Source organism: Mesorhizobium sp. ArgA1 (assembly GCF_053714375.1).
Map to the genome: position 1 here is coordinate 1 of NZ_JBSKBQ010000010.1, position 25,119 is coordinate 25,119.

A 25,119-nucleotide genomic window follows, 5' to 3' on the forward strand; every position below is an offset into this window, starting at 1 on the left:
AAACCCGCGCCGGAAACCACCTCGCTGCGCCCCTGCCGTCTCTCCAGGCGTCCAAAGCCTAATAACGCAACAGGCCCACAGGGGGAGAAGGAAGAGGCCGCGGGGCAGCCTTCGCCAAAAGGAAGCAGCCATCATGAAAGAAATCTCCTGCAAGCTGCTGGTCATCGGCGCCGGGCCTGGCGGCTATGTCTGCGCCATCCGCGCCGGCCAGCTCGGTGTCGATACGGTGATCGTCGAAGCCGGCAAGCCGGGCGGCACCTGCCTCAATGTCGGCTGCATCCCGTCCAAGGCGATGATCCATGCGGCGGAAGAGTTCGAGGCGGTGTCGCATATGGCCGGCGGCACCAGCCCGCTCGGCATTTCGGTTGCGGCGCCGGAGCTCGATCTCGGCAAGACCGTCGCCTGGAAGGATGGCATTGTTAGCCGGCTGACCAGTGGCGTCGCCGGCCTGCTCAAGAAGGCCAAGGTCAAGAGCGTCTATGGTTGGGCGACATTTCGCGACGGCAAGACGGTTGCGGTCGAGACCGAGACCGGCACGCAGATCATCCGCGCCGAAACAGTCGTGATCGCCACCGGTTCGGCGTCGGTAGAGCTGCCGTTCCTGCCGTTTGGCGGGCCGGTGATTTCGTCGACCGAGGCGCTGGCGCTGAGCGAGGTTCCGAAGAAGCTCGCCGTGGTCGGCGGCGGCTATATCGGGCTGGAGCTCGGCATGGCCTTTGCCAAAATGGGCGCCGCGGTGACCGTAGTCGAAGCCTTGCCGCGCGTGCTGGCGCAGTATGATGCGGAACTGACAAGGCCCGTGGTGAAACGGCTGGCCCAGCTCGGCGTCGACGTGATGGTGGGCGCCAAGGCCAAAGGGGTCAAGGGCGACGCATTGCTGGTCGAGACATCGGACGGCAAGAGCGCGAAAGTCGCCGCGGAGAAGATCCTGGTCACGGTCGGCCGCAAGCCGGTGACCGAGGGCTGGGGCCTCGACCAGATCGACCTCGACATGGCGGGAAAATTTATCAAGATCGACGACCAATGCCGCACCTCGATGCGCGGCGTCTATGCCATCGGCGACGTCACCGGCGAGCCGATGCTGGCGCACCGGGCGATGGCACAAGGCGAAATGGTGGCCGAGATCGTCGCCGGCCACAAGCGCAGCTGGGACAAGCGCTCGATACCGGCCGTCTGCTTCACCGATCCGGAACTGGTCACGGCTGGGCTGACGCCTGAAGAGGCGAAGGCGCTGGGCGAGATTAAAATCGGCCAGTTCCCCTTCGCCGCCAACGGCCGGGCGATGACGAAACTCGGCGAGGACGGGTTCGTGCGCGTCGTCGCGCGCGCGGACAACCATCTGGTGCTGGGCATCCAGGCGGTTGGGCAAGGCGTGTCGGAACTGGCGGCTTCGTTTGGCCTCGCGCTGGAAATGGGCGCGCGGCTGGAGGACATCGCCGGCACCATCCACGCGCATCCGACGCAGGGCGAAGGGTTCCAGGAAGCGGCACTGAAGGCGCTGGGCCACGCGCTGCATATTTGAGTGCAGATAATCTCGCCTCTTGCGGGGGAGATGGCCCGATCAGCCGGCGACGAGCCCTTGATTGTCGCTGATCGTCAGAATGTACTAAGTGTCTGTCGATGAGCACCGATCTGAAGAAATACGTCGCCATACGCTTCAACACCGCGACCGGATTCAAGCCGAGTCAGTGGGACGGAAAGGGCCGCGCCAATCTCGATCCTGTCTGGCTGGTCGAGCGGCTGGCGTTGTTTGACACTTATTGCGCACCGTCTCTCGAGGCCCAGTCGCTGAAGGATTTTACCGTTCTGGTGGCGTTCGATGGCGAGACCCACGAAAACTATGTTCGGACCGTCTGCGCTTGCGTGGCCGGGGTCGATGTCAGGCCGGTCCTCGTCGAGGCTGGCGAGAACCTCAATGCCCGCTTCAATGAAGTCGTCCTGGGCGATAGCGATGCCGAGTTCGTTTCAGTGACGCGGCTCGACAGCGACGACGCCCTGGCGCCGGGTTTCATGGAACGGGTCGAGCACTACGCGCGCAGGGAGATCGCCAAAGGCGAGGTGGACCTGCAACCGCTGTTCATCGCCTTTCCGGTCGGCCAGAATTTCGACGTGGCGAGCCACCGCTACACGCACCACGATTATACCACCTCGGCATTTGGCACGCTGGTCGAAAAGAGATCGCCGGAAATGAGCGGCATTTATAGCGACCACCACGCCAAGATGGCGACGCGCTTCAACACCGTCGTTGCGGCTTCGAAGGAGGCGCAATGGTGCATCGTTATTCACGACAACAACGCCGCCAATGTCCTGAGGGGCAAGCCGATCGCGGAAGCGTATTTCAGCGTCGGCCGGCCGGGTGTCGAAACCAAAAAGCTGCAGCCTGCTAGAAAAGACAGCCCGCCGCTACAGATGTTGCGGAACGGCAAGGCGCCGCGAACCGCAGGCAATTTTATCCGGTTTCTGCTGGGACGACCTATGCTCTTGAGGGGGTAGGGGGAGGCGCCCTTGGAGAGCGTGATCTCCCCCCTTGAGGGGGAGATGGCCGGCAGGCCAGAAGGGGTCGGTTCGACTGGACACGACCTTCTTGCGGCAGATGGAGGTTGGCGCTTCACGCGCGGCGACCCCCTCTGTCGCCTTCGGCGACATCTCCCCCTCAAGGGGGGAGATTACACCCTCAGCTCGCGAGCCGGCTTACCATCTCGTGCTGGGCGTAGGCGCGGCCAAAACGGTTGGCCAGGAATGCGTCGAGCGCGATGTCTTCCTGCTTGACGAAACCGGTCGCCGGCAAGGTGCCGTCGGCCAGCATGTCGAGCACGGCGCAGATGCCGGACGCGGTGGTGATCTGGATGGCGCTGCGCACCTGGTTGCCGACGCGCTGCGAATAGATCTTGTTGGCGTAGGTCTCCTGCAGCAGGCGCCCGTTGCGGCGGCCGGAAACAGTGACGAAGACGATGACCACGTCCTGCAGCGTCGCCGGCAAGGCGCTCTCGAAAATGTCCTTCAGCACGTCGCGGCGGTGGCGCAGGCCGAGGTCGTTGAGCAGCGCCTTCATGATGGCGGCGTGGCCGGGATAGCGGATGGTGCGGTAGTTCAGCGTGCGCACCTTGCCCTTCAGCGTTTCGGCCAGGGTGCCGAGCCCGCCGGAGGTATTGAAGGCTTCATAGGTGACACCGTCGAGCGAGAATTCCTCGCGCTCTTCCAGCGGCGGCACTTCGATCAGCTCGCCCTCGACGATCGCCTCGCAGGGCTCGCAATACTCGTTGATGACGCCGTCGGTGCTCCAGGTCAGATTGTAGTTCAGCGCATTGGACGGGTATTGCGGGAGCGCGCCGACGCGCATGCGCACGCTTTCCAGCGTGTCGAAGCGGTTGGCGAGATCGTTGGCGACGATGGAGATGAAGCCTGGCGCCAGGCCGCATTGCGGAATGAAGGCGCTTTTGGCCGACTTGGCCAACTCCTTGACGCGGCGGGTCGAAACGACGTCTTCGGTCAGGTCGAGATAGTGGACGCCGGTGGCAGCGGCCGCTTCGGCGATGCGCGTGGTCAAATGGAAGGGAGCGGCGCTGAGCACGGCGAAGGCGCCGGTAAGCGCGGCTTCGAGCGCGCCGGGAGCGGTGATGTCGAGCTCCAGCGCCTCAACGCCGGCGGGAAGTTCGGCTGCGGCAAGCTGAGCCGCCGCGCGGTCGACGACGGTGACATGGTAGTCGCCGGTGTCGGCGAGCATGCCTGCAATGGTCGAGCCGATCTTGCCGGCGCCGACGACGATGATTTTCTTCATGACCTGTCCCTCATAAAAGCCTTTGGCCCGAACCGCTGCGCGGTCGGGCACCATGCCCAGGAGAATCGCAGCTTGCCTGGCGAAAGGAAGCGTGGAATTGTTCGAAACGAACCCGCCGACTGAACGATATGCCGATAAGGTTCGTCGAAATGCTCAGTGATGCCGAACAAAAACTGCTTTCCCTGCTGCGCGCCAATGCCCGCGCCTCGACGGCAGAACTGGCGCGCCAGCTCGGTGTTTCGCGCACTACGGTGCAGAGCCGCATCGAACGGCTGGAACAGCGCGGCATCATCACCGGCTATGGTGTACGGCTGGCGCCCGACTATGAGCAGGGTCTGGTGCGGGCGCATGTGCTGCTCACCGTCACGCCAAAACTCGCCGACAAGGTGGTGCGCGCGCTGCAGGCGCTGCCGCCGGTGAGGACGCTGCATTCGGTGAGCGGCAATTTCGACATGATCGTCATCGTCGACGCGCCGTCGATCAGGGATCTCGACGCGCTGCTGGACGAGATCGGGGCGATGGACGGGGTGGAGCGGACGGCGTCGTCGATTATTTTGTCGACAAGGATCGATCGGTGACGCTGCTGATCTCCCCCCTTGCGGGGGAGATGGCCGGCAGGCCAGAGGGGGGTGTGAAGGAACGCCAGCCTCTCCGGCTTCTTGTTGTTGTCTCAGGAGAAGACAGGTTGACGGGACAGCACCCCCCTCTGCCTTGCCAGGCATCTCCCCCGCAAGGGGGGAGATTGGCAGCTTCACGCCCGCCGCCTTTCCGCCCCACCATCCAGCCACGCCAGATCTTCAGCCGTCAGCGCTATACCCAGCGCCTTCAAACTGTCCTCCAGCTCGTCCAGCGTGCGCGGGCCGATCAAAGGCACGGACGGGAAGGGCTGCGCCAGCACATAGGCAAGCGCGACGTGGATCGGGCTTTTGCCCAGTCGTTGCGCCAGCTCGATGGCGCGATCGCGGCGGCCAAAATTTTTCTCGGAGTACCAGACCCGTACCAGCTCCTCGTTGTCCTGCTTGTCGCGGCCGGCGCGGTCGGTGAAGAAGCCGCGGCCCTGGCTCGACCAGGCGAAGTTCGGCATCTGCCTGGATGTCAGCCAGGCCTTCCAGTCGTCGGTGGACGAGGTGATGCAGCCAGCCCAGATCGGCTCCAGCATCTCGGCCAGCGAGAAATTGTTGGAGAGCGCGCCGGGCTTCTGCTTGCCGTTCTTTTCGGCATAGGCAATCGCCTCGTCCATGCGCGCCATGGTCCAGTTCGAGCCGCCGAAGGGACCTCTGATGCGGCCGGCCTTGGCCTCGGCGTCCATGGCATCGACGAACTCGCCGACCGGCACGTCCGGATTGTCGCGGTGCATGAAATAGATGTCGACATGGTCGGTCTGCAGCCGGTCGAGCGACTGGGCGAGCTGCTTGCCGATGACATCGGGGTAGCAGAGCGGCGAGTGCGCGCCCTTGGCGATGATGACCGACTGCTCGCGCACGCCACGGTTTTTCAGCCATTGGCCGAGCAGCGTCTCGGTGTAGCCGCCGCCATAGACATAGCCGGTGTCGAACAGGTTGCCGCCGGCCTCGAAGAAGCCGTCGAGCAGGATCGAGCCGGAGGAGAAGGTGCGGAAATCCTCGAAGCCGAGCGCCACTACGGAGGCCGGCTTCGACACGCCCGGAATGGTGCGTTTGCCGATGGCGGTGCCATCGGTGCGCAGCGGCCGGCCGGAGATGGTGTTGATGCGCTTAGCCGGCTTCTCGATGTCGTATTCAAGGCCGACGGCCGCGCGCCATCTGTCGAGCACGCGCAGCGTGCCGAGGCTGTCGGCCCAGGACATGCCCGGCCATGCGAACTCTTGGCTCCCGGCCAGGATCGCGTCGCCGGCAGCGTCGACCTCGAAGGAATAGAGATGGCGGCTCTCGTTGACGCTTATGGTTTCACGCTTGCCGTCGGCGTGGATCACATCGATCTTGCCGAGGCCGACATCACGGTTTCCGCCGGCGAACCAGAAATCCGGCACTTCGATGCGGCCCTTGGTGCCGAGGATGCTCAGCACATTCTCCTGGTTGAGCGAAATGCTGCAGGACACCTGGGCGACGATGCCACCGGCAAAATGCAGCAGCGCCGAGGCCCATTCGTCGACGCCGGACTGGCCGAGATGGGCGGCACCGGCGACCTTGTCGGGTTCGGCGAAGGGTTTTCCGGTCGCGGCTCCGGCAAGCAGCCGCGCCATCGAGACGGGATAGCCGCCGACATCGAGAATGCCGCCGCCGGCGAGGTCGTTGGCGTAGAGCCGGTGTTGCGGCATGAAGCCCGGCATGGCAAAGCCGAAGCTCGATTTGATCATTCTGATCTCGCCGATGGTGCCGGACTGGATCAGTTCCACCAGCTTCAGCGTCTGCGGGTGCAACCGGTACATGAAGGCTTCGCCGAGAAAGGTGCCGGCCTTGCGCGCGGCATGGATCATGGCGTCGGCCTCGAAGGCGGTGAGCGCCAGCGGCTTTTCGCACAGCACATGCTTGCCGGCCTCGGCCGCCTTGATCGCCCATTCGGCGTGGCCGGGATGCGGGATGGCGATATAAACGGCGTCGACGTCCGGATCGGCGAGCAGCGCGTCATAGCCGTCGAGGATGCGGGCGCCGGGGAAAGTCTTGGCGAGACCTTCCTTGCCGGGATTGCGGGCACCGAGTGCAACGATCGTGCCGGTACGCGATCCTGCGACGCCGCCGGCAAAGGCCTTGGCGATGTCGCCCGGCCCGAGGATTCCCCAGCGGATGGGCGCGGCTGAACTCATGGTCATTCTCCTTGGAAAGGCTGGAAGGGGTCAGCGCAGCCGCTGGCCGTTTTCGTCGAACAGATAGGATTTGCGGATGGAGACGGTGATCTCCGAAGTGTCGGGGACCTTTGCCGCGTCGCGCTGGATAACCAGGTCCTCGCCATGGGCGGTCCTGGCATAGATGAAGCTGGTGCCGCCGAGATGCTCGACGACGTCGATGCCGACGGTGAGGTCGGCATCGCCCTCGCCGGCACTGCCGAAATGCTCTGGCCGCACGCCGACGATGACCTTGGCTCCGGTTTCCGGCACAGCGCCGGCCAGCGGCTGCATGATGCGGGCCTTTTCCTCGCCCACCAGCTCGACGGTAACGCTTCCCGTATCGCGACCGACGACGCGACCCTTGATGAAGTTCATCTTCGGCGAACCGACGAAGCCGGCGACGAACTGGTTGTCGGGATTGTCGTAGAGGTCGAGCGGCCGGCCGATCTGTTCGACATGGCCGCCGCGCAGCACGACGATCCTGTCGGCCAAGGTCATCGCTTCTGTCTGGTCGTGAGTGACATAGATCATCGTCGTGCCGAGTTCCTTGTGCAGGCGCGAGATCTCGACCCGCATCTGGACCCTAAGCTCAGCGTCGAGATTGCTCAGCGGCTCGTCGAACAGGAACACTTGCGGTTCGCGCACGATGGCACGGCCGATGGCGACACGCTGGCGCTGGCCACCGGAGAGCTGCTTGGGCCGACGTGCCATCAGCTCGCTGATGCGCAGGATTTCGGAAGCCCGCTTCACACGCCGGTCGGTGTCCTCCTTGGGATTGCCGGTCATGCGGAGGCCAAAGCTCAGATTCTGCCCCACCGTCATGTGCGGGTAGAGCGCGTAGGACTGGAACACCATGGCGATGCCCCGGTCTGCCGGCTCGACATCGTTCATCACCTTGCCGCCAATGGCGATCTCGCCGCCGCTGATGTCCTCCAGCCCGGCGATCATCCGCAGCAGCGTCGATTTTCCGCAGCCGGACGGCCCGACAAAGACGACGAACTCGCCGTCGGCGATATCGATGTTGGCGCCATGGATAATCTCATAGACGCCGAAGCGCTTGATGACGTTGGTGAGGGTGACTGCCGCCATGTCGCTGTTTTCCCTATTTGACGGCGCCGGCGGCGATGCCGGCGATGAAGTGGCGCTGCAGCAGCACGAAGACGACGAGCATCGGCACGGTCAGCATGACGGCGCCGACCATCAGGCCGCCCCAGGAGACCTTGGTCAGGCCGATCAGCGTGCCGAGCGCCACCGGTGCCGTCATCGCGCCGGGCTGGCTGTTGATCAGCAGCGGCCAGAGATAATTGTTCCACGAGGCGAGGAACAGGATGATGGCCAGTGCCGCCAGCATCGGCCGCGCCAAAGGCAACGCGACGAACAGGAAGATGCGCCATTCCTTGACGCCTTCGACACGTGCCGCGTCGAACAGATCGTGCGGCATCATCGTGAAGGCCTGGCGCATGAACAGAACGCCGAGCGAATTGAACAGCGGCGGCACGATCAGCGCCACCCAGGTGTTGGCGAGCTGGAAGTCGCGCGCCACCATGATGAATTGCGGGATCAGCACCACCGCGTAAGGCAGCGTGATGGTGCCGAGGATGATGGCGACGACAAAACCTTTGCCGACGAAATGGTAGCGCGCCAGCGCCCAGCCGGCCATCGAGGTCAGCAGCACCGACAGCACGGTATAGGTCACCGCCACCGAGACCGAGATGCCGATGGCGCCGACAAAGTCGGTGTCGCGCTGCAGATTGTGGAAGTTTGCGAGGAAATTGTCGTGCGGCAAGAGCTCGATGCCGGGGCTGAAAATGCCGTTGTCGGGCATGGTCGAGAAGACGATCATCATCCACAGCGGAAACAGCCAGATCACCGCCAGCGGCGTCAGGAACACATGCAGCAGCAGGCTGCGGCCGAGCCGGCGTTGCGAGAGCGAACTCATTTTCGGCTCCCCTGTCATTTCGGCTCTCTTGTCAGCCACAGCTGCACCAGTGTGATGGCAATGGCGAGCGCCGCCATGGTGTAGGCGACGGCCGAGGCGTAGCCGAAATTGAGCGAGCGGAACCCCTGGCGGTAAAGCAGCAGGCCGAGCGTCTCGGTGCCGCCGCCGGGCCCGCCGCGTTCGGTGATCAGGAACGGCTCGGTGAACAATTGCATGGTGCCGATGATCGACAGCACGGCGCAAAAGACGATGACGGGCTTGAGCAGCGGCAGGGTGATGTAGAAGAATTGCTTGACCTTGCTGACGCGGTCGAGCGTTGCCGCCTCATAGACATCCTCGGGGATCGACTGCAAACCGGCAAGCAGGATGATGGCGTTGTAGCCGGCCCAGCGCCAGGTCACCGCGATCATGATCAGCGCCATGGCCGGGGTGACGTTGGAGAACCAGTCGATCTTGGCCAGGCCGACGCTGGCCAGAAGCTTGTTGATGATGCCGAAATCGAGGTTGAACATCAGCCGGAACACTGCGGAGTAGGCGACTTCGCCGACCACCACGGGGGCGAAGAAGGCAAAGCGGTAGAGGCCGCGGACTTTAAGCAGCGGCGAGTTCAGCAGCACCGCCATGACGATGGCCAGCGAGATCATCACCGGCACCTGGATGACGAGGATGAGCAGCGTGTTCTTCAGCGCGTTGAAGAAAGCGGGGTCGCCGATCAGCCGGCCCCAGTTGAAGGTCGGCGCAAAGCGCCACGGCACGGTGCGCGTCGCCTGGAACGAGATCATGAACGAGGAGATGATCGGCCACACCCAGAAGATGGCGAAGATCAGGAGATAGGGCGTGAGGAAGCGATAGGCCGTGGCATTCTGGGTGCGCATGGTTCCTCCTCCCTCTTCGGTTCCCGGGCAGCACCTTCTTGGTGGGTGCCGTGTTGAATGTGTTGCTGAGCAGCGCCAATTGCCGACGTTGGCGCTGCCCCTCATCCGCCCTTCGGGCACCTTCTCCCCGTGACCGGGGAGAAGGAAGCTAGCCGACTACTTGATCGGAAGGCCGGTCGCCGAGGCGATCTGGTTGGCGGCGTCGTCGAGGGCGGCCTTGGCGTCGGGGTAACCGCCGCCGAGATATTTGGTCTGCACCGCGCGCATGATGATTTCGGCATCGCTCTGGAACGGCGTGCCGCGGCTCGGCACCACTTTGGGCAGGGTGGCGAGAATGTCCTTCCACACCGCCTGGCCGCCCCAATAGGGAAGGCCTTGCGAGACGTAGGGATCGTCGAGCGCCGAGATCAGCGACGGCACCAGGCCGAACTCCTTCAGCATGGTGATCTGGCCCTCGTTGGTCTCCAGCGTGTATTTCAGATAGGCGTAGGCGGCTTCCTTGTTCTTCGAGGCCGAAGTGATGGCGAGCGACGAACCACCGAGATTGGCGGCGCGTGGGCCGTCGGCGGTCAGGCTCGGCATCAGATAGACGCCCCATTTGCCGTTTTCGCCGGCCGATTCGGTGCGGATGGTGCCCTCATACCAGCCGCCATAGACCTGGGTGGCGACGGTGCCGGCGGTGTTGTTGGTGATCTTGGTGCCCCAGTCGGCCGACGACATGATGCCGGCGTCCTTCATCTCCTTGATCTTGGTCAGCGTATCGACGCATTTCGGCTGGTTGACGGTGATCGACTGCCCGTCCTCGGCGAAATAACCGCAGCCCTGCTCGTTGGCGATCATGCGGAAGAATTCGGTGTCGCCGTTAAAATCGGCGTTGGTCATGGTGACGCCGGGATTGGCGGCCTGGATCTTCTTGCCAGCGGCAATGAAATCGTCCCAGGTCTTGATCGAGGCCGGATCGACGCCCGCCTTCTCGTAGAAGTCGCGGCGGTAGAAGGCGGCGACCGGGCCGGAATCCCATGGCATGGCATAGGCCTTGTCGCCCACTTCCAGTTCGGTGCGCTTGAAATCGGGGAATTTCTTCTGGTCGTCGGCGCTGTAGCCCAGCGTGTGCAAATCGACGAAACAGTCAGGGAACTGGCTCCAGTAGTTCTCGGCCTCGCCGTTCTCGACGGAGACGATGTCCGGCAGGCCGACGCCGCCGGCCGCACAGCCGGCGATCGACTTGTCATAGGTCGGCTGGTTGCCGAGATCCTGAACGGTGACCTTGACGTCGGGGTATTGCTTGTTGAAACCGGCTATTGTTGCCTTCAGCGACGAAGCGGCGATGTTCCAGCTCCAGATCGTGATTTCGCCGGACTGCGCAAAGGCCGGGGCTGAGCCCAGGGCAAGCGCCAGCGCGGCACAGATGAGTGTCGTGCGCATTGAAATCCTCCCATTTCATTTGCTCTCAGTTCGCGAGCATGGCTAGACTAGGCGGCGCGGAAGGCTTGTCCCCGACAACGGGAATATAAGATGGGCGGAAAGTAAGATGCCTGAACGGCCGTTTTACCAGCCTGGCGCCAGCAGCGTCGAAGGCCTGCCGATGGCCTTGCAGATGTTTCACAACCATCCGCTGGTGATGCTGAAACCGCACTGGCATGCCCAGGTCGAGGTCAATTTCATCGTCCGCGGCAGCGTGCACTACCGCATGGCCGAACACGAGATCGCACTCTCGGCGGGCGAGATGTGCCTGTTCTGGGGCGGCCTGCCCCACCAGATGGACGATCTCTCCGACGACGCCATCTATGCCGGCGCGCATCTGCCGCTGGTGCATTTCTTCCGCCTGCATCTGCCGACGGACATCCGCCACCGGCTGATGACGGGCGCCACGCTGGTGACATCGGCCACCGACCCGGCGGACCATCACAATTTCGAGCGTTGGAACCGCTATTTCCGCTCCGGCGACCCGACCATAACCGAGCACGCGGTGAATGAGCTGCTGCTGCGGCTGGAGCGGGTGCGGTTCGAGCCCTACCGGCTGGTGCCGGAAACCGCCGGCCAGGAAGCCGGCGGCCCGTTCGACCAGCAATCGCTGCGCAATGTCGGGCGCATGTGCGACTTCATCGCTGAGAATTTTCTCTACGACATAGACTGCGTCGACATCGCGGCGGCCGCCGACATCCATCCGAAATACGCCATGAGCATTTTCAAGAAGTCGACCGGCATGACGCTCAACGAGTATATGAACTTGTTGCGGCTGAGCTATGCGCAGGCGCTGCTGATGCATGAAGACGCCAATGTGCTGCGCGTCGCCATGGATTCAGGCTTCGGCTCGCTCAGCGCCTTCAACAAATCGTTCCGCAAGCTCGCGGGCATGTCGCCGTCGGACTTTCGCCGGGGTTTACCCGGGCGCCAGATAGTCACCTTGTAGTACCGCTCGGATAAGCGGTGATCACGCCGCCGGCTTCGCCTGCGGAAACCCGACCACCACCGCCAGGCCGGGGCGGCGGTCCTCGAGCGCGATGGATGCGCCATGCAAATCGGCTATGGCCCGCACCAGGCTGAGGCCCAGCCCGCTGCCGGGCGTGGTGCGGCTGGTTTCCAGCCGATACAGCCGCTGGAACACTTTCTCGCGCTCCTTCGCCGGGATGCCGGGGCCGTTGTCGGCGATCTCGGCGACTATGCGGTCCCCTTGCCGGGTTGCCGACAGCTTGATGATTGTACCGCTCGGACAATGGCGCAGTGCGTTCTCGACCAGATTGGCGAAGAGCTGGGTCAGCAAATCGCGATCGCCATGGACAAGGTATCGGCTGTCTTGGGAAATGTTCGCCGACAGCGACTTGCCGTCATCCTCGGCGACGTCGGCATAGATCTCGGCAATGGCTTCGACGATGTCGTTGAGGTCGAGATCGACAAAGCGCGCCTTGCGCGCGCCAGCCTCGATCTGGGCAATGCGCAACAGCGCATCGAAAGTCTCGTTGATCTGCAGGCTTTCTCCGCGCGCCTCCGCCAGATCATCGGCAACGGCCTCGCCCCGCGTCGTCTTGTCGGCGGCGCTTTCCAAAATCATCTGAAGGCGGTTGAGCGGCGTCTTCAGGTCGTGCGCGATGTCGGCGCTGACCTGGCGCATGCCGTCGACAAGCGATGCCAGCCGCTCCAGCGCGGCGTTGACCTGGCGTGAGACACCGTCAATGTCGTCGCCATTGCCGAGCAGCGGGATGCGGGCATCGAGCCGGCCGCTGGAGACATCGTCCATGGTGGCGGCAATGCCGTCGAGGCGACGCTGCACGCGCGAGGCGAGAAGCGCGCCACCGGCCACCGCGAGGCCCACTATAATCAGCGCCGCCCAGCCAAAACTCATCAGCACGATGCTTTCCAGTTCCTCGGTTTCCGACAGCGAGAAGGCGACGGTCAGGCTGTTGGGCCCGACCGAACCGGACCAGGCGCGGTACATGGTGCCGGGCGCCACACCCGGCAGGGAAGCGGCAAAATCCGAAAAGCCGTCGGGCAGGTCGGCGGCGGTGAAATTGCCGGCCAGGCGATTGCCGTTGCTGTCGGTCAGCGAAAACAGTTGCTCTTTCTCGGGGCTGAGGGCGGCATGGCTGTCGATCGCCAACACCAGATCCTCCTTGTCGCTTTGCGCATAGGTCACCGCGACCACCGAATAGGTCTCCTTGACCAACTCGTCGAGCCGCTCGGCAAGGTCGGCGCTCATCAACTGGTAGACGATGGCGCCGGACAGGATGAAGGCGAGCACGAACAGCAAGGCGAAGGTCAGAGCCAGCCGGAACGGCGTGCTGCGCAGCAGGCTGGCGCTTGTTTCAGTCACAGCGAGCTTCAATCATGCACACTGTAACCGGTGTTTCGCACGGTGTGGATCAGTGGCGTTTCGAACGGCCGGTCGATCTTGGCCCGCAGCCGGCTGATATGGGTCTCGACGACACTGGTCTTGGGGTCGAAGTGAAAGTCCCAGACCCGTTCCAGAAGCATGGTGCGGGTGATGACGCGGCCCTCGCCGCGCATCAGCACTTCGAGCAGGCTGAATTCACGGGGCTGCAGGTCGATCGCCTGGCCCTGCCTGGTGACGCGGCGCTGGATCAGGTCCATTTCGAGATCGGCGATGCGCAGCGTGGTCTTCTGTTCCTGCGCCGCCGGGCGGCGGCCAAGCGCGTTGATGCGGGCAAGCAGTTCGGAAAAAGCGAAAGGTTTTACCAGATAGTCGTCGCCACCGGCCTCGAGCCCCTCGACACGGTCGTCGACGCCGCCGACCGAGGTCAGAAAAATCGCCGGCGTGCGCACGCCCGCCGCCCGAACCGCCTTGATCATCGACAGGCCGTCGAGGCCGGGCAGCATGCGGTCGGCGACGATGACGTCATAGGCATCGCGTGTCGCCGCAAACAGCCCGTCGCGGCCATCGCGCTTGAGGTCGCAGATATGGCCTGCCTGGGTCAGGCCGTTGACGACATAGTCGGCGGTCCTGGGGTCATCCTCGATGAGCAGAAGGCGCATTGAACGGTCCATTGGCCAGACCCTTGTCGGATTTCGCCGCCATTGGTCCGTTCTAGAATGCCGCCCAGCCGGCCTGTCTTGTTGCTTGAATTGGACTTTTTTCGGATGGCAGAGAGGCCGCTATGGCAGCCGCTATTTCTCTCTCAGTCTCGTAAGCGTGTCTAAGTACGGGTTTGCCTCCGATGTTCTGCGCAATTCGCTGTGCAGGGCGAAGTTTCGATACCCGACACCGATATTGACACTTGGCAAAGCCGCGCATTATCCTGTGGCGTAATCGGTTACGTAACCGATTACGGGTGGATCACTGAGGAGGAAATCATGAGCAAGAACACAATCATGGATGGGCTCGGCCCATTCTCGCGCCGTCAGTTCCTGAAGACCGGCGCGCTGGCCGCCGGCGCGCTGGCGTTGCCGCTCGGACCGGTCTTTGCCGCCGACAAGCCGAAGGTCGGGCTGGTCATGAAGTCGCTCGCCAACGAGTTCTTCAAGCAGATGCAGGCCGGCGCCGAGGAGTATGCCGCCAAGAACAAGGACAAGTTCGACTTCGCCGCCGTCGGCATGAAGGACGAACGCGACTTCGCCGCGCAGGTCGACGCGATCGAGAACTTCATCACCCAGAACTACAACATCATCGTCGTCGCGCCCGCCGATTCGAAGGCCATGGTGACGCCGATCGCCAAGGCGCTGCAGGCCGGCATCAAGGTCATCAACATCGACGTCGCGCTCGACACCGAAGCCAAGAAGAAGGCCGGCATCGACCTCGCCTTCTTCGGCCCGGACAATCGCGGCGGCGCCAAGCTAGCCGGCGATGCGCTCGGCAAGGCGCTCGGCAAGGGCGGCAAGGTCGTCATCCTCGAGGGCAATCCGGAAGCCGACAACGCCAAGGAGCGCAAGCTCGGCTTCGACGACGCGATCAAGGAGAACGGGCTTGAGCTGCTCGACTCCAAGACGGCGCATTGGGAAACCGAGGAAGCCAACACGCTGATGACCAACTTCCTAACCCAGTATCAGGACATACAGGGCGTGATGGCGGCCAATGATTCGATGGCGCTCGGTGTCGTCAAGGCGCTCGACGCGGCCGGCAAGTCGGGCCAGATCAAGGTCGTCGGCTTCGACAACATTCCGGCCGTCGGGCCGCTGCTCAAGGCGGGCAAGATGCTCGCCACCGTCGAGCAGTATGGCGCGCAGATGGCCGCCATGGGCATCGATTACGGCCTGCGCGAAATGGCCGGTGAAAAATTCTCCGGCTGGGTCAAGACCGACATCAAGCTGATCACCGGCTGAGCCGAGCGATAGCGCCGGTACTCCCTCCGGCCTTTCCGCTTGTCTCATCACCGCCGCCGGCAGACTGTCGGCGGCGGTGGCGACGCGCTCTTAAGCGCCTTGTCGGCACAAGAGCGCACTTCAGGATCCCGCTCAAATGGACGACGCGATTCTCTCCCTTGAAGGGGTCGGCAAGATCTTTCCCGGCGCCGTTGCGCTCAGCGACGTGTCGCTGTCGATCGCGCGCGGCGAAACCCACATCATCCTGGGCGAGAACGGCGCCGGCAAGTCGACGCTGATCAAGCTCCTGGCCGGCATCTACCAGCCTGACTCAGGCTCGATCGCCTTCAACGGTGCGCCCTACCGCCCGAAGACGCCGCACGATGCGCAGCTCTCGGGCATCCGCATCGTGCATCAGGAACTCAACCTTTTGCCCTATCTCAGCATCGCCGAGAATCTGATGCTGGAGAACCTGCCGCGCCGCGCTTTCGGCATCGTCGACGGCAAGGCGCTCAACAGCCGCGCCGTGGCGCTGTTGAAGGAGGTCGGCCTCGACATAGACCCGCGCACCCGCGTCCAGGCGCTTGGCGTCGCACAGATGCAGCTGGTCGAGATCGCCAAGGCGCTGAGCAATGACTCGAAGCTGCTGGTCCTCGACGAACCGACGGCGACGCTGACGCCGCCGGAGATCGAGCGGCTGTTTGCCATCATCAAGCGACTGAAGGCCAAGGGCGTCACAATCATCTATATCTCGCACCGCCTGCATGAGGTGTTCGAGATCGGCGACCGGGTGACGGTGCTGCGCAACGGAAAACTGGTCGCGACACGCGACTTGCACGGCCTCACCGTGCCGGACCTGGTGCGCATGATGATCGGCCGCGACATTGCCGACGAGTATGGCTTCGACGCTTCGATCGTGCCAGGCACGGTCGCGCTCAGCGTCGCCAACCTCAAGCGCAGCGCCGAGACGCCCGCCATTTCCTTTGCCGTCCACCATGGCGAGATCCTGGGCGTCGCCGGGCTGGTCGGCAGCGGCCGCACCGAAGCCATGCGGGCGCTGTTTGGGGCCGACCCGAAACTTGACGGTGTCGTCGAGATCGACGGCAGGCCGGTCGCGATCACCGCGCCCAAGGATGCGGTGCGGCACGGCTTGAGCCTGCTCACCGAAGACCGCAAGGGCCAGGGCCTGATGCTCGACTTGGCCGTCGACAAGAACATCACCATCACCGATCTGAGCAAAGTCTCGCGCAACGGCCTCATCAACCGCCGGGCGGAGAGTGCCGCAGCAAATGATCTCGTCGGTCAGCTCAGGGTCAAGGCGAGCTCGATCGAGCAGGCGGTGCGCAATCTCTCGGGCGGCAACCAGCAGAAGGTGGTGCTGGCCAAATGGCTGTTCAGGGGCACCTCGACGCTAATCCTAGACGAGCCGACGCGCGGCGTCGACATTGGCGCCCGGCGCGAGATCTACCAGCTGCTCTGGATGCTCGCGGCGGCAAAAAAGGGCATCATCATGGTGTCGTCCGACCTGCCCGAGCTGATGGGCATGTGCCACCGCATCATCGTCTTTTCCAAAAACAAGATCGTCGGCGACGTGCCGCGCGCCGCGTTCGACCAGGAGCACATCCTGTCGCTCGCCTATCAGGAGTATGTGCGACCATGAGCGAGACGTCCGAAACATCCGTGTCGGCGCCCGTTTCCCCGGGCCGTGCGAAATTCCTGCGCTTTCTGGTGCGCGATGCCGGCGTGCTGTTGGCGCTGGTGCTGATCACCGTGTTCTTCTCGGCAACCGCGCCCTACTTCGCCACATCCGGCAATGCGTTGAAGATCTTCGTGCAGATCGCCATCAACACGGTGCTCGCCGCCGGCATGACCTTCGTCATCCTCACCGGCGGCATCGACCTTTCGGTCGGATCGGTGCTGGCGCTGTGCACGGTGGTCGGCGCCACCGTCATGATCAACGAGAGCCTGTCGCCGGGAGTAGCGATCCTGCTGGCACTGCTGGCCTGCATGGCCACGGGTGCGGTCTGCGGTTTCCTCAATGGCTGGATCTCGACGCGCTGGAAGATCCCGTCCTTCATCGTCACGCTGGGCATGCTCAACATGGCGGCGGGTGCTGCCCGCGTGGTCAGCGACAATTCCACCATAACCGGCCTGCCGCAGGGTTTTGTCGATTTCGGCAATCTCATCATCGGCGGCTTCCTGCCGTCGATCTTCCTGATCGCCGTGCTGGTGATCGCGGCCGGCTGGTTCGTGCTGCGCTTCACCGTGTTCGGCCGAATGATCTTTGCCGTCGGCACCAATGACGAGGCGGTGCGGCTGTCCGGCCATAATCCGGATTTCTACAAGATCGCGGCCTTCACCATCAGCGGCCTGACCGCCGGCATCGCCGCCATGGTCTATCTGCTACGCCTCAACATCGGCAGCCCGATCGCCGGCGTCGGCTACGAGCTCAACGCGATTGCCGCCGTCATCATCGGCGGCACCAGCCTCAGCGGCGGCAAGGGCTCGATCATCGGCACGCTGGTCGGCGCCTGCATCCTGCAGGTGCTGTCGACCGGGCTGCAGCTGCTCGGCGTCGGCGACAATTTCAAGCCGATCGTGATAGGTCTTGTCATTGTGCTTGCCGTCATCCTAGACGCATATCGGGAGCGGCTGTTGCGGGTCATCCGCTGAGGGGACAAGGGACGATGACGACGATTGCCGATGTCGCGCGCCATGCCGGAGTGTCGGTCGCAACCGTCTCGCATGTGATGAACCGCACGCGTCATGTCGAGCCCGAGACGGCCGAGCGCGTGCATTCGGCCATCGCCGCTCTGCGCTACCGTCCGAACACGCTGGCGCGCAGCCTCAGGCGCGGCGAGACCAAGACCATCGGCCTGCTCCTGCCGGACAATTCCAACCCGTTCTTCGCCAGCGTGGCGCGCCAGATCGAGGATGCCGGCTTCCTCGCCGGCTATACGGTGATCCTGTGCAACTCCGACGGCAGCGCCGAGAAGGAAGAGCGCTATCTCCAGGTGCTGATGGCCAAGCAGATCGACGGGCTGATCTTCGCCGGCTCGTCCGACCATGCGCGGGTCTTCTCCCACCTCCAGCCCGGCGTGCCGGCGGTGCTGCTCGATCGCGAAATCCATTCGGTCAATGTCGATACCGTACTGGTCGATCATGATCATGGCGGCTATCTCGCCGGCCGCCATCTGGTTGGGCTCGGCCACGAGAAGATCGGCGTCATTGGCGGCCCGCGCGATTCCAGCTCCAGCCCGGCCCGCCTGCGGGGTTTCGCCAGGGCGCTGCAGGAAGCCGGCCTCGACCTGCCGGCGAGTGCCGTGGTCGATTCCGATTATCACTTCGCCGGCGGCCGCACGGCGATGGAGCGGCTGATGGCGCAGGCGCCCGGGATCACGGCGCTTTTTGCCTGCAACGACCTGATGGCCATGGGCGCGCTGACGGTGCTGCGCGGGCGCGGCCTGCGCGTTCCCGACGACATGTCGATGATCGGCTTCGACGACATTCCCTATGCCGTCACCACCTGGCCACCGCTGACGACGATCGCACAACCGGTCGAGAAGATCGGCACGCGCGCCGTCAGCCTGCTGCTCGCGCGGGTTGCCGAGCCGGCGGCGCATTCGCGCCGCGAAGTGCTGACGCCCGTGCTCGTCGAACGGGAGAGCTGCGCGCCGTTGCGCGGATAGTGCGTAATCTCCCCCCTTGAGGGGGAGATGTCGCCGAAGGCGACAGAGGGGGTCGCTGCGCATGAAGCGCCCACCTCCATCTGCAGAAGCAAGTCGAGCCCAGTCGGACCGACCCCCTCTGGCCTGCCGGCCATCTCCCCCTCAAGGGGGGAGATTGCGCGGTCATTCCTCAGGCGGCCGGCTGCAGCGCTGCCCGCAGCAGCATGCCGAACAGGTCGCGCGGCTCGTCGGGATCGGCGAGCAGGTCGAGCTCTTCATAGAGGCCGGTTGCCTGGAGCTGGTCGCGGACATAGCGGAGTGCGGAGAAATCTTCCGTGGCGAAGCCGACGGAATCGAACAGTGTGATCTGTTTCGCCGACTTGCGACCTTGCGCCTGGCCGGTCATCACCTGCCACAGCTCGGTCACCGGATGGTCGGCGTCGAGCTGCTGGATCTCGCCCTCGATGCGCGTCTGCGGCGAAAACTCGACGAAGATGTCGGAGCGCAGCAGGATGTCGCGGTGCAGCTCGGTCTTGCCGGGGCAGTCGCCGCCGACCGCGTTGATGTGCACGCCGGAACCGACCATGTTGTCGGTGAGAATGGTGGCGTACTGCTTGTCGGCGGTCACCGTGGTGATGATGTCGACACCTTCCACCGCATCCTGTCCGGTCGTGCAGATGGTGATGTCGAAGCCCTGGCCGGCCAGGTTGCGGGCGCATTTTTCCGAAGCGGAGCGATCGATGTCATAGAGCCGCAGCCGGTCGACGCCGAGCAGCGCCTTGAAGGCGACGGCCTGGAATTCGGACTGGGCGCCGTTGCCGATGATGGCCATCGAGCGCGCGCCCCTGGGCGCCAGGTATTTGGCTGCGACAGCGGAGGTGGCCGCCGTGCGCAGCGCTGTCAGGATCGTCATTTCGGTGAGCAGCATCGGATAGCCAGAGCCGACATCGGCGAGCACACCGAAGGCGGTGACGGTCTGGCGGCCCTCGCGCATGTTCTTCGGGTGGCCGTTGACATATTTGAAGCCGTAGAGCCGGCCGTCGCTGGTCGGCATCAGTTCGATGACGCCGTCATGGCTGTGCGAGGCGATGCGCGGCGTCTTGTCGAACAGCTCCCAGCGGCGGAAATCCTCCTCGATATAGGCGGCGAGTTCGGTCAGGAACCGCTCGACGCCGATGGTCAGCACCAGCTTCATCATGCGGTCGACGCTGACGAAGGGAACGATGGCAAGGCGGGAAGGCTGGGTCATGCAATGCTTCCGGAATGGCTGCGGGTCGGGCGGTCCATGATGCGGCGGCCCATCAGGCTGGCGGCGAGGTCGACCATGAGGGTCGCGGTGCGGCCGCGCTCGTCGAGGAACGGGTTCAGCTCGACCAGGTCGAGGCTGGAGACGAGGCCGCTGTCGGACAGCATCTCCATCACCAGATGCGCTTCGCGGAAGGTGGCGCCGCCGGGCACGGTGGTGCCGACGGCCGGCGCGATCGAGGGGTCGAGGAAGTCGACGTCGAGGCTGACATGCAGCAGGCCGTTGGCCTCTTCGACCAGGGCCAGGAAAGCGCGCAGCAAAGGCGCGATGCCATGCTCGTCAATGGTGCGCATGTCGTGCACGGTCACGCCCGCTTCGTTCAGCGCCCGGCGCTCGGCCGGGTCGACGCTGCGCAGGCCCATGACGCAGATGCGGGCGGGATCTACGGCGACGGGCAGATCCGGGAAATAGCCGTTGAAGCCCGGCCGGCCGCTGGCATAGGCAAGCGGCACGCCGTGCAGGTTGCCGCTGACGGTGGTGTCGAGCGTATGGAAATCGGGATGCGCATCGAGCCACAGCACGAAGAGCGGCCGGCCGCGCTCGGCCGCCCGGCGTGCTATGCCCGACACCGTGCCGGCTGATATAGCGTGGTCGCCGCCAAGGAAGATCGGCATGGCGTCTTGCGAAGCTGTGTAGGCGGTTTCGGCGATCGCCGTCGTCCAGGCGGAAATCTCCGGCAACGCCTTCAGCGCAAGATTGCCGTGGACGATAGTGCGTGCCGGAGCCGGTTGCACCGCGCCCCAGTCCTCGACCTCATGGCCGAGTTCGGAGAGGACCGAGACAAGACCTGCCGTGCGCAGCGCGCTCGGCCCCATTTCGCATCCCATCCTGCCCGCGCCGTCCTGCACCGGCGCGCCAACGATCCTGCAGCGCATGATTCTTTTGTCCTCGCGATCGATGCGTGGAATGAACCATCCTGGCCCGGCGGTTTGAACAGGTGAAATTGGCATTTCGGGAAGATTGATTTATCATTTCGGGCAGTGAGATTGATCAAAGTGGATAGCGGTCATGGACGCGCTCGACGAAAGGCTGGTCACGCTGCTCAGGCACGATGCGCGGCGCAGCATCTCCGATCTCGCGGTCGATCTCGGCGTCTCGCGCGCCACGGTCAGGGCGCGCATGGAGCGGCTGGAAAAATCGGGTGAGATCATCGGCTACACCGTGGTGCTGCGCGCCGACGCCGTCGACCAGAGGATACGCGGCATGATGATGATCGAGATCGAAGGTCACGCCGCGGACCGCGTGGTCCGGGCGCTCGGCGGCCTGGCCGAGGTTTCGACCATTCACACCACCAATGGCCGCTGGGACCTGGTGGTCGAACTCGGCACGGCCTCGCTCACCGATTTCGATGCGGTGCTGCGCCGCATCAGGCTGATCCCGGGCATAACAGGCAGCGAAACCAGCCTGCTGCTGGCGACGCCGCGGACGACAAGGGCGAGGTTGGCTTAGTCAGGCCGGCCTGCTCACGCGAACCTTGGGCACGGACGGGTCGGCTGCCTGATGAAGATTGTATTTTCCCGTTCAGCAATCTGCTCGGCTTCGCTACGCGTCAGCCCCGTCAGCAGTCTGCCTTCTATCTCTGCCGGCAGAGCTGAAATCAAATCGTAGACTATCCATTGGTCACTTGGATCCTGCATGGCCGCGAATCTCATTGGCGCTCCTCTTGTCAGCGCATGCAAATTATCGAGCCGGAATGCGGCGTTGGTCAGAACAGCTTTGGCTGATCGGCTGCCGCAAGCTCGAAATGCATGTAATCCTTGGTGCCGGTGGCGCCGCCCAGCCAGCGCAGGCCGCCGCCGTTGCTGGCGGCCAACCCGGCCGCGGCTTGCGGCGCCAGATTGAAGAAGCCGAAGCGGGCAACCGAAGCGTCGGTGCCGATGATCTTGGGTGAGCCGACCTTCGCGGCGCGGCTGGAGAGGTCGGCGACATCGGCCAGGAGCTTCGCGGTCGACTTGGCCTTGGCCGGCGTGGCGCCGGCGCCTTGCAGCAGCGTGGCGAGATCGGTCTGCTTGGCCGGCACGGCGGTTGCCAACGCATGGGCCGTGGCCAGTTTCGCCACCGGCAGTGTCACCCCGGCCAGGCGCTTTATGGCGTTGCCCATGGCGGCCTTGAGGCCATCGGCATTGGCGAATGCGGCAACGACAGCGGCGTTGGCCTTCGACAGCACAACAGCCGCCGGCAGCAGCGTGTCATAGGGGCCGCCGGCGCGCAGCGTGGCGCTCTCGGCGCCGTAGAGGTCGACACCGGTGAAGGCGGCGATGATGGTCAGTGGCAAGACGGTCTTCTTGACGTTGGGGTTGATCGCCGGATCGATGTCCACCGCCCAGCCGAAGGAATGATTGCTGAGCTGCGTCGGCGAATTGACATTGGGCCTTATGTTGAAGCCGCCGACGCTCTTGATCGGGTCCAGTGCCGTCAGCGCCCCCTTGGCGGTAAGCAGCGCGACGGTGTTGGCGAGCCTTGTCCTGAGTGCGGGATGCACCGGCGACTTGAAACTCGCCTTGGGAAAGCCGGCCCCTAGCATCTGGTTGTAATAGGCGTTGACCCGATCGATCGCCTTGGCCGGATCGCTGGGCGCGCCGAACTTCGCATAGAGCCGGGTGCGAATATTCTGAAATCCGGAAAAGCCATCGCTGATGTTGTTCCTGACGAAGGCCGAGAGCTTGTTCCATTCCGCCAGTATGTCGGCAGCACTTGCGGACGAGGCAGCCTCGAGAGGGCTGATCCGGTCCAGCGCCGTCAGCAGCGCCAGCCGTAGCGTGGCGGCCAGTTCGCGCCGGTCGAGCGCCTGCGGCAACGCCGTCACGGCCGGCGCCTCGAACCCGGGAAACAATGTCGTCTGCAGATGGCCGTCGTAGGACGTCAGCTGCTTTTCGAGCTGCGGCCACAGCCAGATCAGCGCCTCGCGGTCCGTGACCCGCGCCGTGACAGCCGCGACGATCGCCTCCACGCCATCCCTGGCAAGCTGATCGACATAGGCATCGGCTGTCATGGCGAATCCCCCAGGATATGGCGCGACACGGTCTGAAAGGCCGCAGTATCGCGCGCCCCCCATTTTGCCGGCCAGCGCTTGAAGGAAGACGAATCCACTGCACCCCCCGGTCAAGCAGTCGCAAACATCTGATGCGATACTACCGCATCCCGGTTTTCTTTCAACGGCGACCTGATGCTTTTGTCTCAGAACTACGACTTGTTCTGCGCAGGCGTCAAAGGTACGAAAAACTTGGGCTGTGACAGGTTGCAACCTTGTGACAATCCGCGTCACCGAAATCTGCGTTGACCGATCGGGCAGATCATCCACGCCCAACTGTTGGCCTTGGGCCCAGGTCCGGCGGGCGCTATCGGGAATCCTCCACGTCAGGGAGGCTTGCCACTGGCCGAGGGTGATGGCAGGATAAAAGGCCGCAACGAGCGGCCTCTGGCGGTCGTTGCGTTGCAATGGATTTTGAAGCAATTTCCCAACGTGCGGGGTTCTCCTCACAATGTGCGGCAACCTCGTTTCCTCTGGTCGCCCGTAACTTTTCGCTGTATGCGCTCTGCCTGCCTCAGGCCACAGGCCTGTAATTCCACGGGGTCAAGCCTCATGACAGAGATTTGTGCTCGGGTCGTATTTCGTCTGCGGAGACGAGGCGTCGCGTGCCCCTTGGCATTCGTGGCCAGGTGAAGAATGCCGTTGCGTACCTCACGCCCCCATGTTTCAAAACAGGTCGATAGGGCCGCGAAGATGAAAGCCTGCGGGGTTGCCGACGGCCCGGCGAGAATTCTAGAAGACGTTCAACAATGACACAGCACGCAAAAGACGCTCGAATTCTCATGTACAGCCACGACACGTTCGGGCTCGGCCACCTGCAGCGGTGCCGAACGATCGCGCATTCGCTGGTCGGGGATTTCCGCGGACTGCAGGTGCTTATCATTTCCGGCGCGACCATCGCCGGCGCCTTCGATTACCGCGCCCGTGTCGACTTCGTGAAGATCCCCAGCGTCATCAAGCTCCGCAACGGCGAATACACCTCGCTGGAAAAGGATATCGACCTGCATGAGACGCTCAGGATGCGTCAGGCGATCATCCGCCACACAGCGGAGAGCTTCCGGCCGGATATCTTCATTGTCGACAAGGAACCGCTCGGCCTGCGCGGTGAGATCGAGGACACGCTGTCCTACCTCAAGACGCGGGGCACCACCCTCGTGCTTGGTCTGCGCGAGGTGATGGATGCGCCGCATCTGCTCGAAGCAGAGTGGGCGCGCAGGGATGTGATGCGCAAGATAGGCCTGTTCTACGACAAGGTCTGGGTCTATGGCCCGCCGGATTTCTACGACCCGTTGATCGGCCTGGACGTGCCGCCGGCGGTCAGGGCAAAGATGAAGTTCGTCGGTTTCCTGCAACGGAGCCTGCAGCAGAACGAGTTGCCCGGCCACCGGCCCGAGGGCGACTATATCCTGGTTACCACCGGTGGCGGCGGTGACGGCGGCGACCTGATCCACAACGTCATCGATGCCTATCAGCAGGATCCTCAATTGCAGCACAGGGCGCTGATCGTGCTTGGCCCCTACATGCCGGCGCGCAAGCGCAACAAGCTGGTCAGGAAGGGGGCCAAGATCCCCTATGTGAAGATCATCGAGTTCGACAACCGCATGGAAGAGCTGATTGCCGGCGCCAAGGCGGTGGTGGCGATGGGCGGTTACAACACCTATTGCGAGATATTGTCCTTCGACAAGCCGGCGCTGATTGTGCCGCGCGTCACACCCCGCGAGGAACAGCTTATCCGCGCACGGCGCGCAGCCGAACTCGGCCTCATCGAGATGCTTTTGCCGGAGGAAGCCGAGGATTCCCGCCGGTTTGCCGATGCATTGGAAATGTTGCCGGATCGGCCCCGCCCATCGCAAAGCAATCCGCATTTGACGCTGGAAGGGCTGCCTCATATTTCCGAAATCGTCGCGGAACTGCTGGAGCGGCGGGCTGGCCATCACCTTTCGGTCATCGAAGGCATGAACTGAG

The 25,119-nt window shown here is 63.8% G+C and carries 22 protein-coding genes; 10 read left to right on the forward strand and 12 right to left on the reverse strand.

The features are described from left to right. Window positions 1-133: 133 nt before the first annotated feature. Entirely contained in the window at window positions 134-1,522 is a 1,389-nt protein-coding gene (gene lpdA, locus ACWGTI_RS20765; RefSeq protein WP_454588844.1) for a dihydrolipoyl dehydrogenase, read from the forward strand. A gap of 98 nt (window positions 1,523-1,620) precedes the next feature. Next, entirely contained in the window at window positions 1,621-2,493 is an 873-nt protein-coding gene (locus ACWGTI_RS20770) for a glycosyltransferase (RefSeq protein WP_454588845.1), read from the forward strand. Window positions 2,494-2,674: 181 nt separating this feature from the next. Here ACWGTI_RS20770 and ACWGTI_RS20775 read toward each other — a convergent pair whose 3' ends face one another. After that, the gene (locus tag ACWGTI_RS20775) at window positions 2,675-3,778 is read right to left on the reverse strand and encodes a saccharopine dehydrogenase C-terminal domain-containing protein (protein ID WP_454588846.1); all 1,104 of its coding nucleotides are present in this window, start codon (window positions 3,776-3,778) and stop codon (window positions 2,675-2,677) included. Window positions 3,779-3,927: 149 nt separating this feature from the next. Here ACWGTI_RS20775 and ACWGTI_RS20780 point away from each other — a divergent pair, with 149 nt between their 5' ends. Beyond that, on the forward strand, window positions 3,928-4,356 hold the full coding sequence (locus ACWGTI_RS20780; protein WP_454588847.1) for an Lrp/AsnC family transcriptional regulator: 429 nt from the start codon (window positions 3,928-3,930) through the stop codon (window positions 4,354-4,356). A 173-nt stretch (window positions 4,357-4,529) separates the two neighbouring features. Here the strand turns inward: ACWGTI_RS20780 and ACWGTI_RS20785 are convergent, their stop codons facing one another. From ACWGTI_RS20785 to ACWGTI_RS20805, 5 genes are all read right to left on the reverse strand, one after another. Beyond that, window positions 4,530-6,560 carry an aldo/keto reductase gene (locus tag ACWGTI_RS20785; RefSeq protein WP_454588848.1) on the reverse strand — a complete coding sequence of 677 codons (2,031 nt, stop codon included), beginning with the start codon at window positions 6,558-6,560 and terminating at the stop codon, window positions 4,530-4,532. A 30-nt stretch (window positions 6,561-6,590) separates the two neighbouring features. Continuing rightward, a complete protein-coding gene (locus ACWGTI_RS20790; protein WP_454588849.1) occupies window positions 6,591-7,670 on the reverse strand; it encodes an ABC transporter ATP-binding protein in 1,080 nt (359 codons plus the stop codon). A gap of 13 nt (window positions 7,671-7,683) precedes the next feature. Beyond that, complete coding sequence (locus ACWGTI_RS20795) at window positions 7,684-8,520, reverse strand: carbohydrate ABC transporter permease (protein ID WP_454588850.1); 837 nt, start codon at window positions 8,518-8,520, stop codon at window positions 7,684-7,686. A gap of 14 nt (window positions 8,521-8,534) precedes the next feature. After that, window positions 8,535-9,395 (reverse strand): carbohydrate ABC transporter permease, encoded by an 861-nt coding sequence (locus ACWGTI_RS20800; protein ID WP_454575693.1) that lies wholly within the window; start codon window positions 9,393-9,395, stop codon window positions 8,535-8,537. Window positions 9,396-9,551: 156 nt separating this feature from the next. After that, window positions 9,552-10,820, reverse strand: coding sequence for an extracellular solute-binding protein (locus ACWGTI_RS20805; protein WP_454588851.1), 1,269 nt, complete (start codon window positions 10,818-10,820; stop codon window positions 9,552-9,554). Between the two features lie 106 nt (window positions 10,821-10,926). On the opposite strand from ACWGTI_RS20805, the gene ACWGTI_RS20810 reads away from it, so the two are divergent. Then, window positions 10,927-11,808, forward strand: coding sequence for a helix-turn-helix domain-containing protein (locus ACWGTI_RS20810; protein ID WP_454588852.1), 882 nt, complete (start codon window positions 10,927-10,929; stop codon window positions 11,806-11,808). 21 nt (window positions 11,809-11,829) lie between these two features. Here ACWGTI_RS20810 and ACWGTI_RS20815 read toward each other — a convergent pair whose 3' ends face one another. Beyond that, entirely contained in the window at window positions 11,830-13,206 is a 1,377-nt protein-coding gene (locus tag ACWGTI_RS20815; RefSeq protein ID WP_454588853.1) for an ATP-binding protein, read from the reverse strand. Window positions 13,207-13,214: 8 nt separating this feature from the next. Next, window positions 13,215-13,886 (reverse strand): winged helix-turn-helix domain-containing protein, encoded by a 672-nt coding sequence (locus ACWGTI_RS20820; protein ID WP_454588854.1) that lies wholly within the window; start codon window positions 13,884-13,886, stop codon window positions 13,215-13,217. Between the two features lie 318 nt (window positions 13,887-14,204). Between ACWGTI_RS20820 and ACWGTI_RS20825 the strand changes: the two genes are divergently transcribed. The 4 genes from ACWGTI_RS20825 to ACWGTI_RS20840 all read left to right on the forward strand — a co-directional run bounded on the left by ACWGTI_RS20825 (window position 14,205) and on the right by ACWGTI_RS20840 (window position 18,838). Next, window positions 14,205-15,170, forward strand: a complete 966-nt coding sequence (locus ACWGTI_RS20825) for a substrate-binding domain-containing protein (protein WP_454575688.1) — start codon at window positions 14,205-14,207, stop codon at window positions 15,168-15,170. A 136-nt stretch (window positions 15,171-15,306) separates the two neighbouring features. Beyond that, entirely contained in the window at window positions 15,307-16,809 is a 1,503-nt protein-coding gene (locus ACWGTI_RS20830) for a sugar ABC transporter ATP-binding protein (protein WP_454588855.1), read from the forward strand. Next, window positions 16,806-17,822 (forward strand): ABC transporter permease, encoded by a 1,017-nt coding sequence (locus ACWGTI_RS20835; RefSeq protein WP_454588856.1) that lies wholly within the window; start codon window positions 16,806-16,808, stop codon window positions 17,820-17,822. The genes ACWGTI_RS20830 and ACWGTI_RS20835 overlap by 4 nt, the downstream gene beginning before the upstream one ends. A 14-nt stretch (window positions 17,823-17,836) precedes the next feature. Then, window positions 17,837-18,838, forward strand: coding sequence for a LacI family DNA-binding transcriptional regulator (locus tag ACWGTI_RS20840; RefSeq protein ID WP_454588857.1), 1,002 nt, complete (start codon window positions 17,837-17,839; stop codon window positions 18,836-18,838). A 169-nt stretch (window positions 18,839-19,007) separates the two neighbouring features. Here the strand turns inward: ACWGTI_RS20840 and ACWGTI_RS20845 are convergent, their stop codons facing one another. Both ACWGTI_RS20845 and rocF read right to left on the reverse strand, forming a co-directional pair. Beyond that, window positions 19,008-20,066 (reverse strand): ornithine cyclodeaminase, encoded by a 1,059-nt coding sequence (locus ACWGTI_RS20845; RefSeq protein WP_454588858.1) that lies wholly within the window; start codon window positions 20,064-20,066, stop codon window positions 19,008-19,010. Continuing rightward, window positions 20,063-20,998: an arginase gene (gene rocF / locus ACWGTI_RS20850; protein WP_454588859.1), complete on the reverse strand. Its 936-nt coding sequence runs from the start codon at window positions 20,996-20,998 to the stop codon at window positions 20,063-20,065. Before rocF ends, ACWGTI_RS20845 begins: the two co-directional genes overlap by 4 nt. A gap of 133 nt (window positions 20,999-21,131) precedes the next feature. Between rocF and ACWGTI_RS20855 the strand changes: the two genes are divergently transcribed. Further along, the gene (locus ACWGTI_RS20855) at window positions 21,132-21,572 is read left to right on the forward strand and encodes an Lrp/AsnC family transcriptional regulator (RefSeq protein WP_454588860.1); all 441 of its coding nucleotides are present in this window, start codon (window positions 21,132-21,134) and stop codon (window positions 21,570-21,572) included. A gap of 14 nt (window positions 21,573-21,586) precedes the next feature. On the opposite strand, the gene ACWGTI_RS20860 is transcribed toward ACWGTI_RS20855, so the two are convergent. Then, complete coding sequence (locus tag ACWGTI_RS20860) at window positions 21,587-21,775, reverse strand: hypothetical protein (protein ID WP_454588861.1); 189 nt, start codon at window positions 21,773-21,775, stop codon at window positions 21,587-21,589. A 53-nt stretch (window positions 21,776-21,828) separates the two neighbouring features. Then, window positions 21,829-23,115, reverse strand: a complete 1,287-nt coding sequence (locus tag ACWGTI_RS20865) for a M15 family metallopeptidase (RefSeq protein ID WP_454588862.1) — start codon at window positions 23,113-23,115, stop codon at window positions 21,829-21,831. Between the two features lie 788 nt (window positions 23,116-23,903). Between ACWGTI_RS20865 and ACWGTI_RS20870 the strand changes: the two genes are divergently transcribed. After that, window positions 23,904-25,118 carry a glycosyltransferase family protein gene (locus ACWGTI_RS20870; protein WP_454588863.1) on the forward strand — a complete coding sequence of 405 codons (1,215 nt, stop codon included), beginning with the start codon at window positions 23,904-23,906 and terminating at the stop codon, window positions 25,116-25,118. Window position 25,119: the final 1 nt, after the last annotated feature.

Bases quoted from the DNA above. Each gene is read 5' to 3' on its own strand.
- rocF (WP_454588859.1), bottom strand. From the start codon at position 20,998: ATGCGCTGCAGGATCGTTGGCGCGCCGGTGCAGGACGGCGCGGGCAGG.
- ACWGTI_RS20805 (WP_454588851.1), bottom strand. From the start codon at position 10,820: ATGCGCACGACACTCATCTGTGCCGCGCTGGCGCTTGCCCTGGGCTCA.
- ACWGTI_RS20800 (WP_454575693.1), bottom strand. From the start codon at position 9,395: ATGCGCACCCAGAATGCCACGGCCTATCGCTTCCTCACGCCCTATCTC.
- ACWGTI_RS20825 (WP_454575688.1), top strand. From the start codon at position 14,205: ATGAGCAAGAACACAATCATGGATGGGCTCGGCCCATTCTCGCGCCGT.
- ACWGTI_RS20820 (WP_454588854.1), bottom strand. From the start codon at position 13,886: ATGCGCCTTCTGCTCATCGAGGATGACCCCAGGACCGCCGACTATGTC.
- ACWGTI_RS20770 (WP_454588845.1), top strand. From the start codon at position 1,621: ATGAGCACCGATCTGAAGAAATACGTCGCCATACGCTTCAACACCGCG.
- ACWGTI_RS20845 (WP_454588858.1), bottom strand. From the start codon at position 20,066: ATGACCCAGCCTTCCCGCCTTGCCATCGTTCCCTTCGTCAGCGTCGAC.
- ACWGTI_RS20785 (WP_454588848.1), bottom strand. From the start codon at position 6,560: ATGAGTTCAGCCGCGCCCATCCGCTGGGGAATCCTCGGGCCGGGCGAC.
- ACWGTI_RS20830 (WP_454588855.1), top strand. From the start codon at position 15,307: ATGGACGACGCGATTCTCTCCCTTGAAGGGGTCGGCAAGATCTTTCCC.
- ACWGTI_RS20855 (WP_454588860.1), top strand. From the start codon at position 21,132: ATGGACGCGCTCGACGAAAGGCTGGTCACGCTGCTCAGGCACGATGCG.
- ACWGTI_RS20870 (WP_454588863.1), top strand. From the start codon at position 23,904: ATGACACAGCACGCAAAAGACGCTCGAATTCTCATGTACAGCCACGAC.
- ACWGTI_RS20780 (WP_454588847.1), top strand. From the start codon at position 3,928: ATGCTCAGTGATGCCGAACAAAAACTGCTTTCCCTGCTGCGCGCCAAT.
- ACWGTI_RS20840 (WP_454588857.1), top strand. From the start codon at position 17,837: ATGACGACGATTGCCGATGTCGCGCGCCATGCCGGAGTGTCGGTCGCA.
- ACWGTI_RS20795 (WP_454588850.1), bottom strand. From the start codon at position 8,520: ATGAGTTCGCTCTCGCAACGCCGGCTCGGCCGCAGCCTGCTGCTGCAT.
- ACWGTI_RS20775 (WP_454588846.1), bottom strand. From the start codon at position 3,778: ATGAAGAAAATCATCGTCGTCGGCGCCGGCAAGATCGGCTCGACCATT.
- ACWGTI_RS20860 (WP_454588861.1), bottom strand. From the start codon at position 21,775: ATGAGATTCGCGGCCATGCAGGATCCAAGTGACCAATGGATAGTCTAC.
- ACWGTI_RS20835 (WP_454588856.1), top strand. From the start codon at position 16,806: ATGAGCGAGACGTCCGAAACATCCGTGTCGGCGCCCGTTTCCCCGGGC.
- ACWGTI_RS20865 (WP_454588862.1), bottom strand. From the start codon at position 23,115: ATGACAGCCGATGCCTATGTCGATCAGCTTGCCAGGGATGGCGTGGAG.
- ACWGTI_RS20790 (WP_454588849.1), bottom strand. From the start codon at position 7,670: ATGGCGGCAGTCACCCTCACCAACGTCATCAAGCGCTTCGGCGTCTAT.
- lpdA (WP_454588844.1), top strand. From the start codon at position 134: ATGAAAGAAATCTCCTGCAAGCTGCTGGTCATCGGCGCCGGGCCTGGC.
- ACWGTI_RS20810 (WP_454588852.1), top strand. From the start codon at position 10,927: ATGCCTGAACGGCCGTTTTACCAGCCTGGCGCCAGCAGCGTCGAAGGC.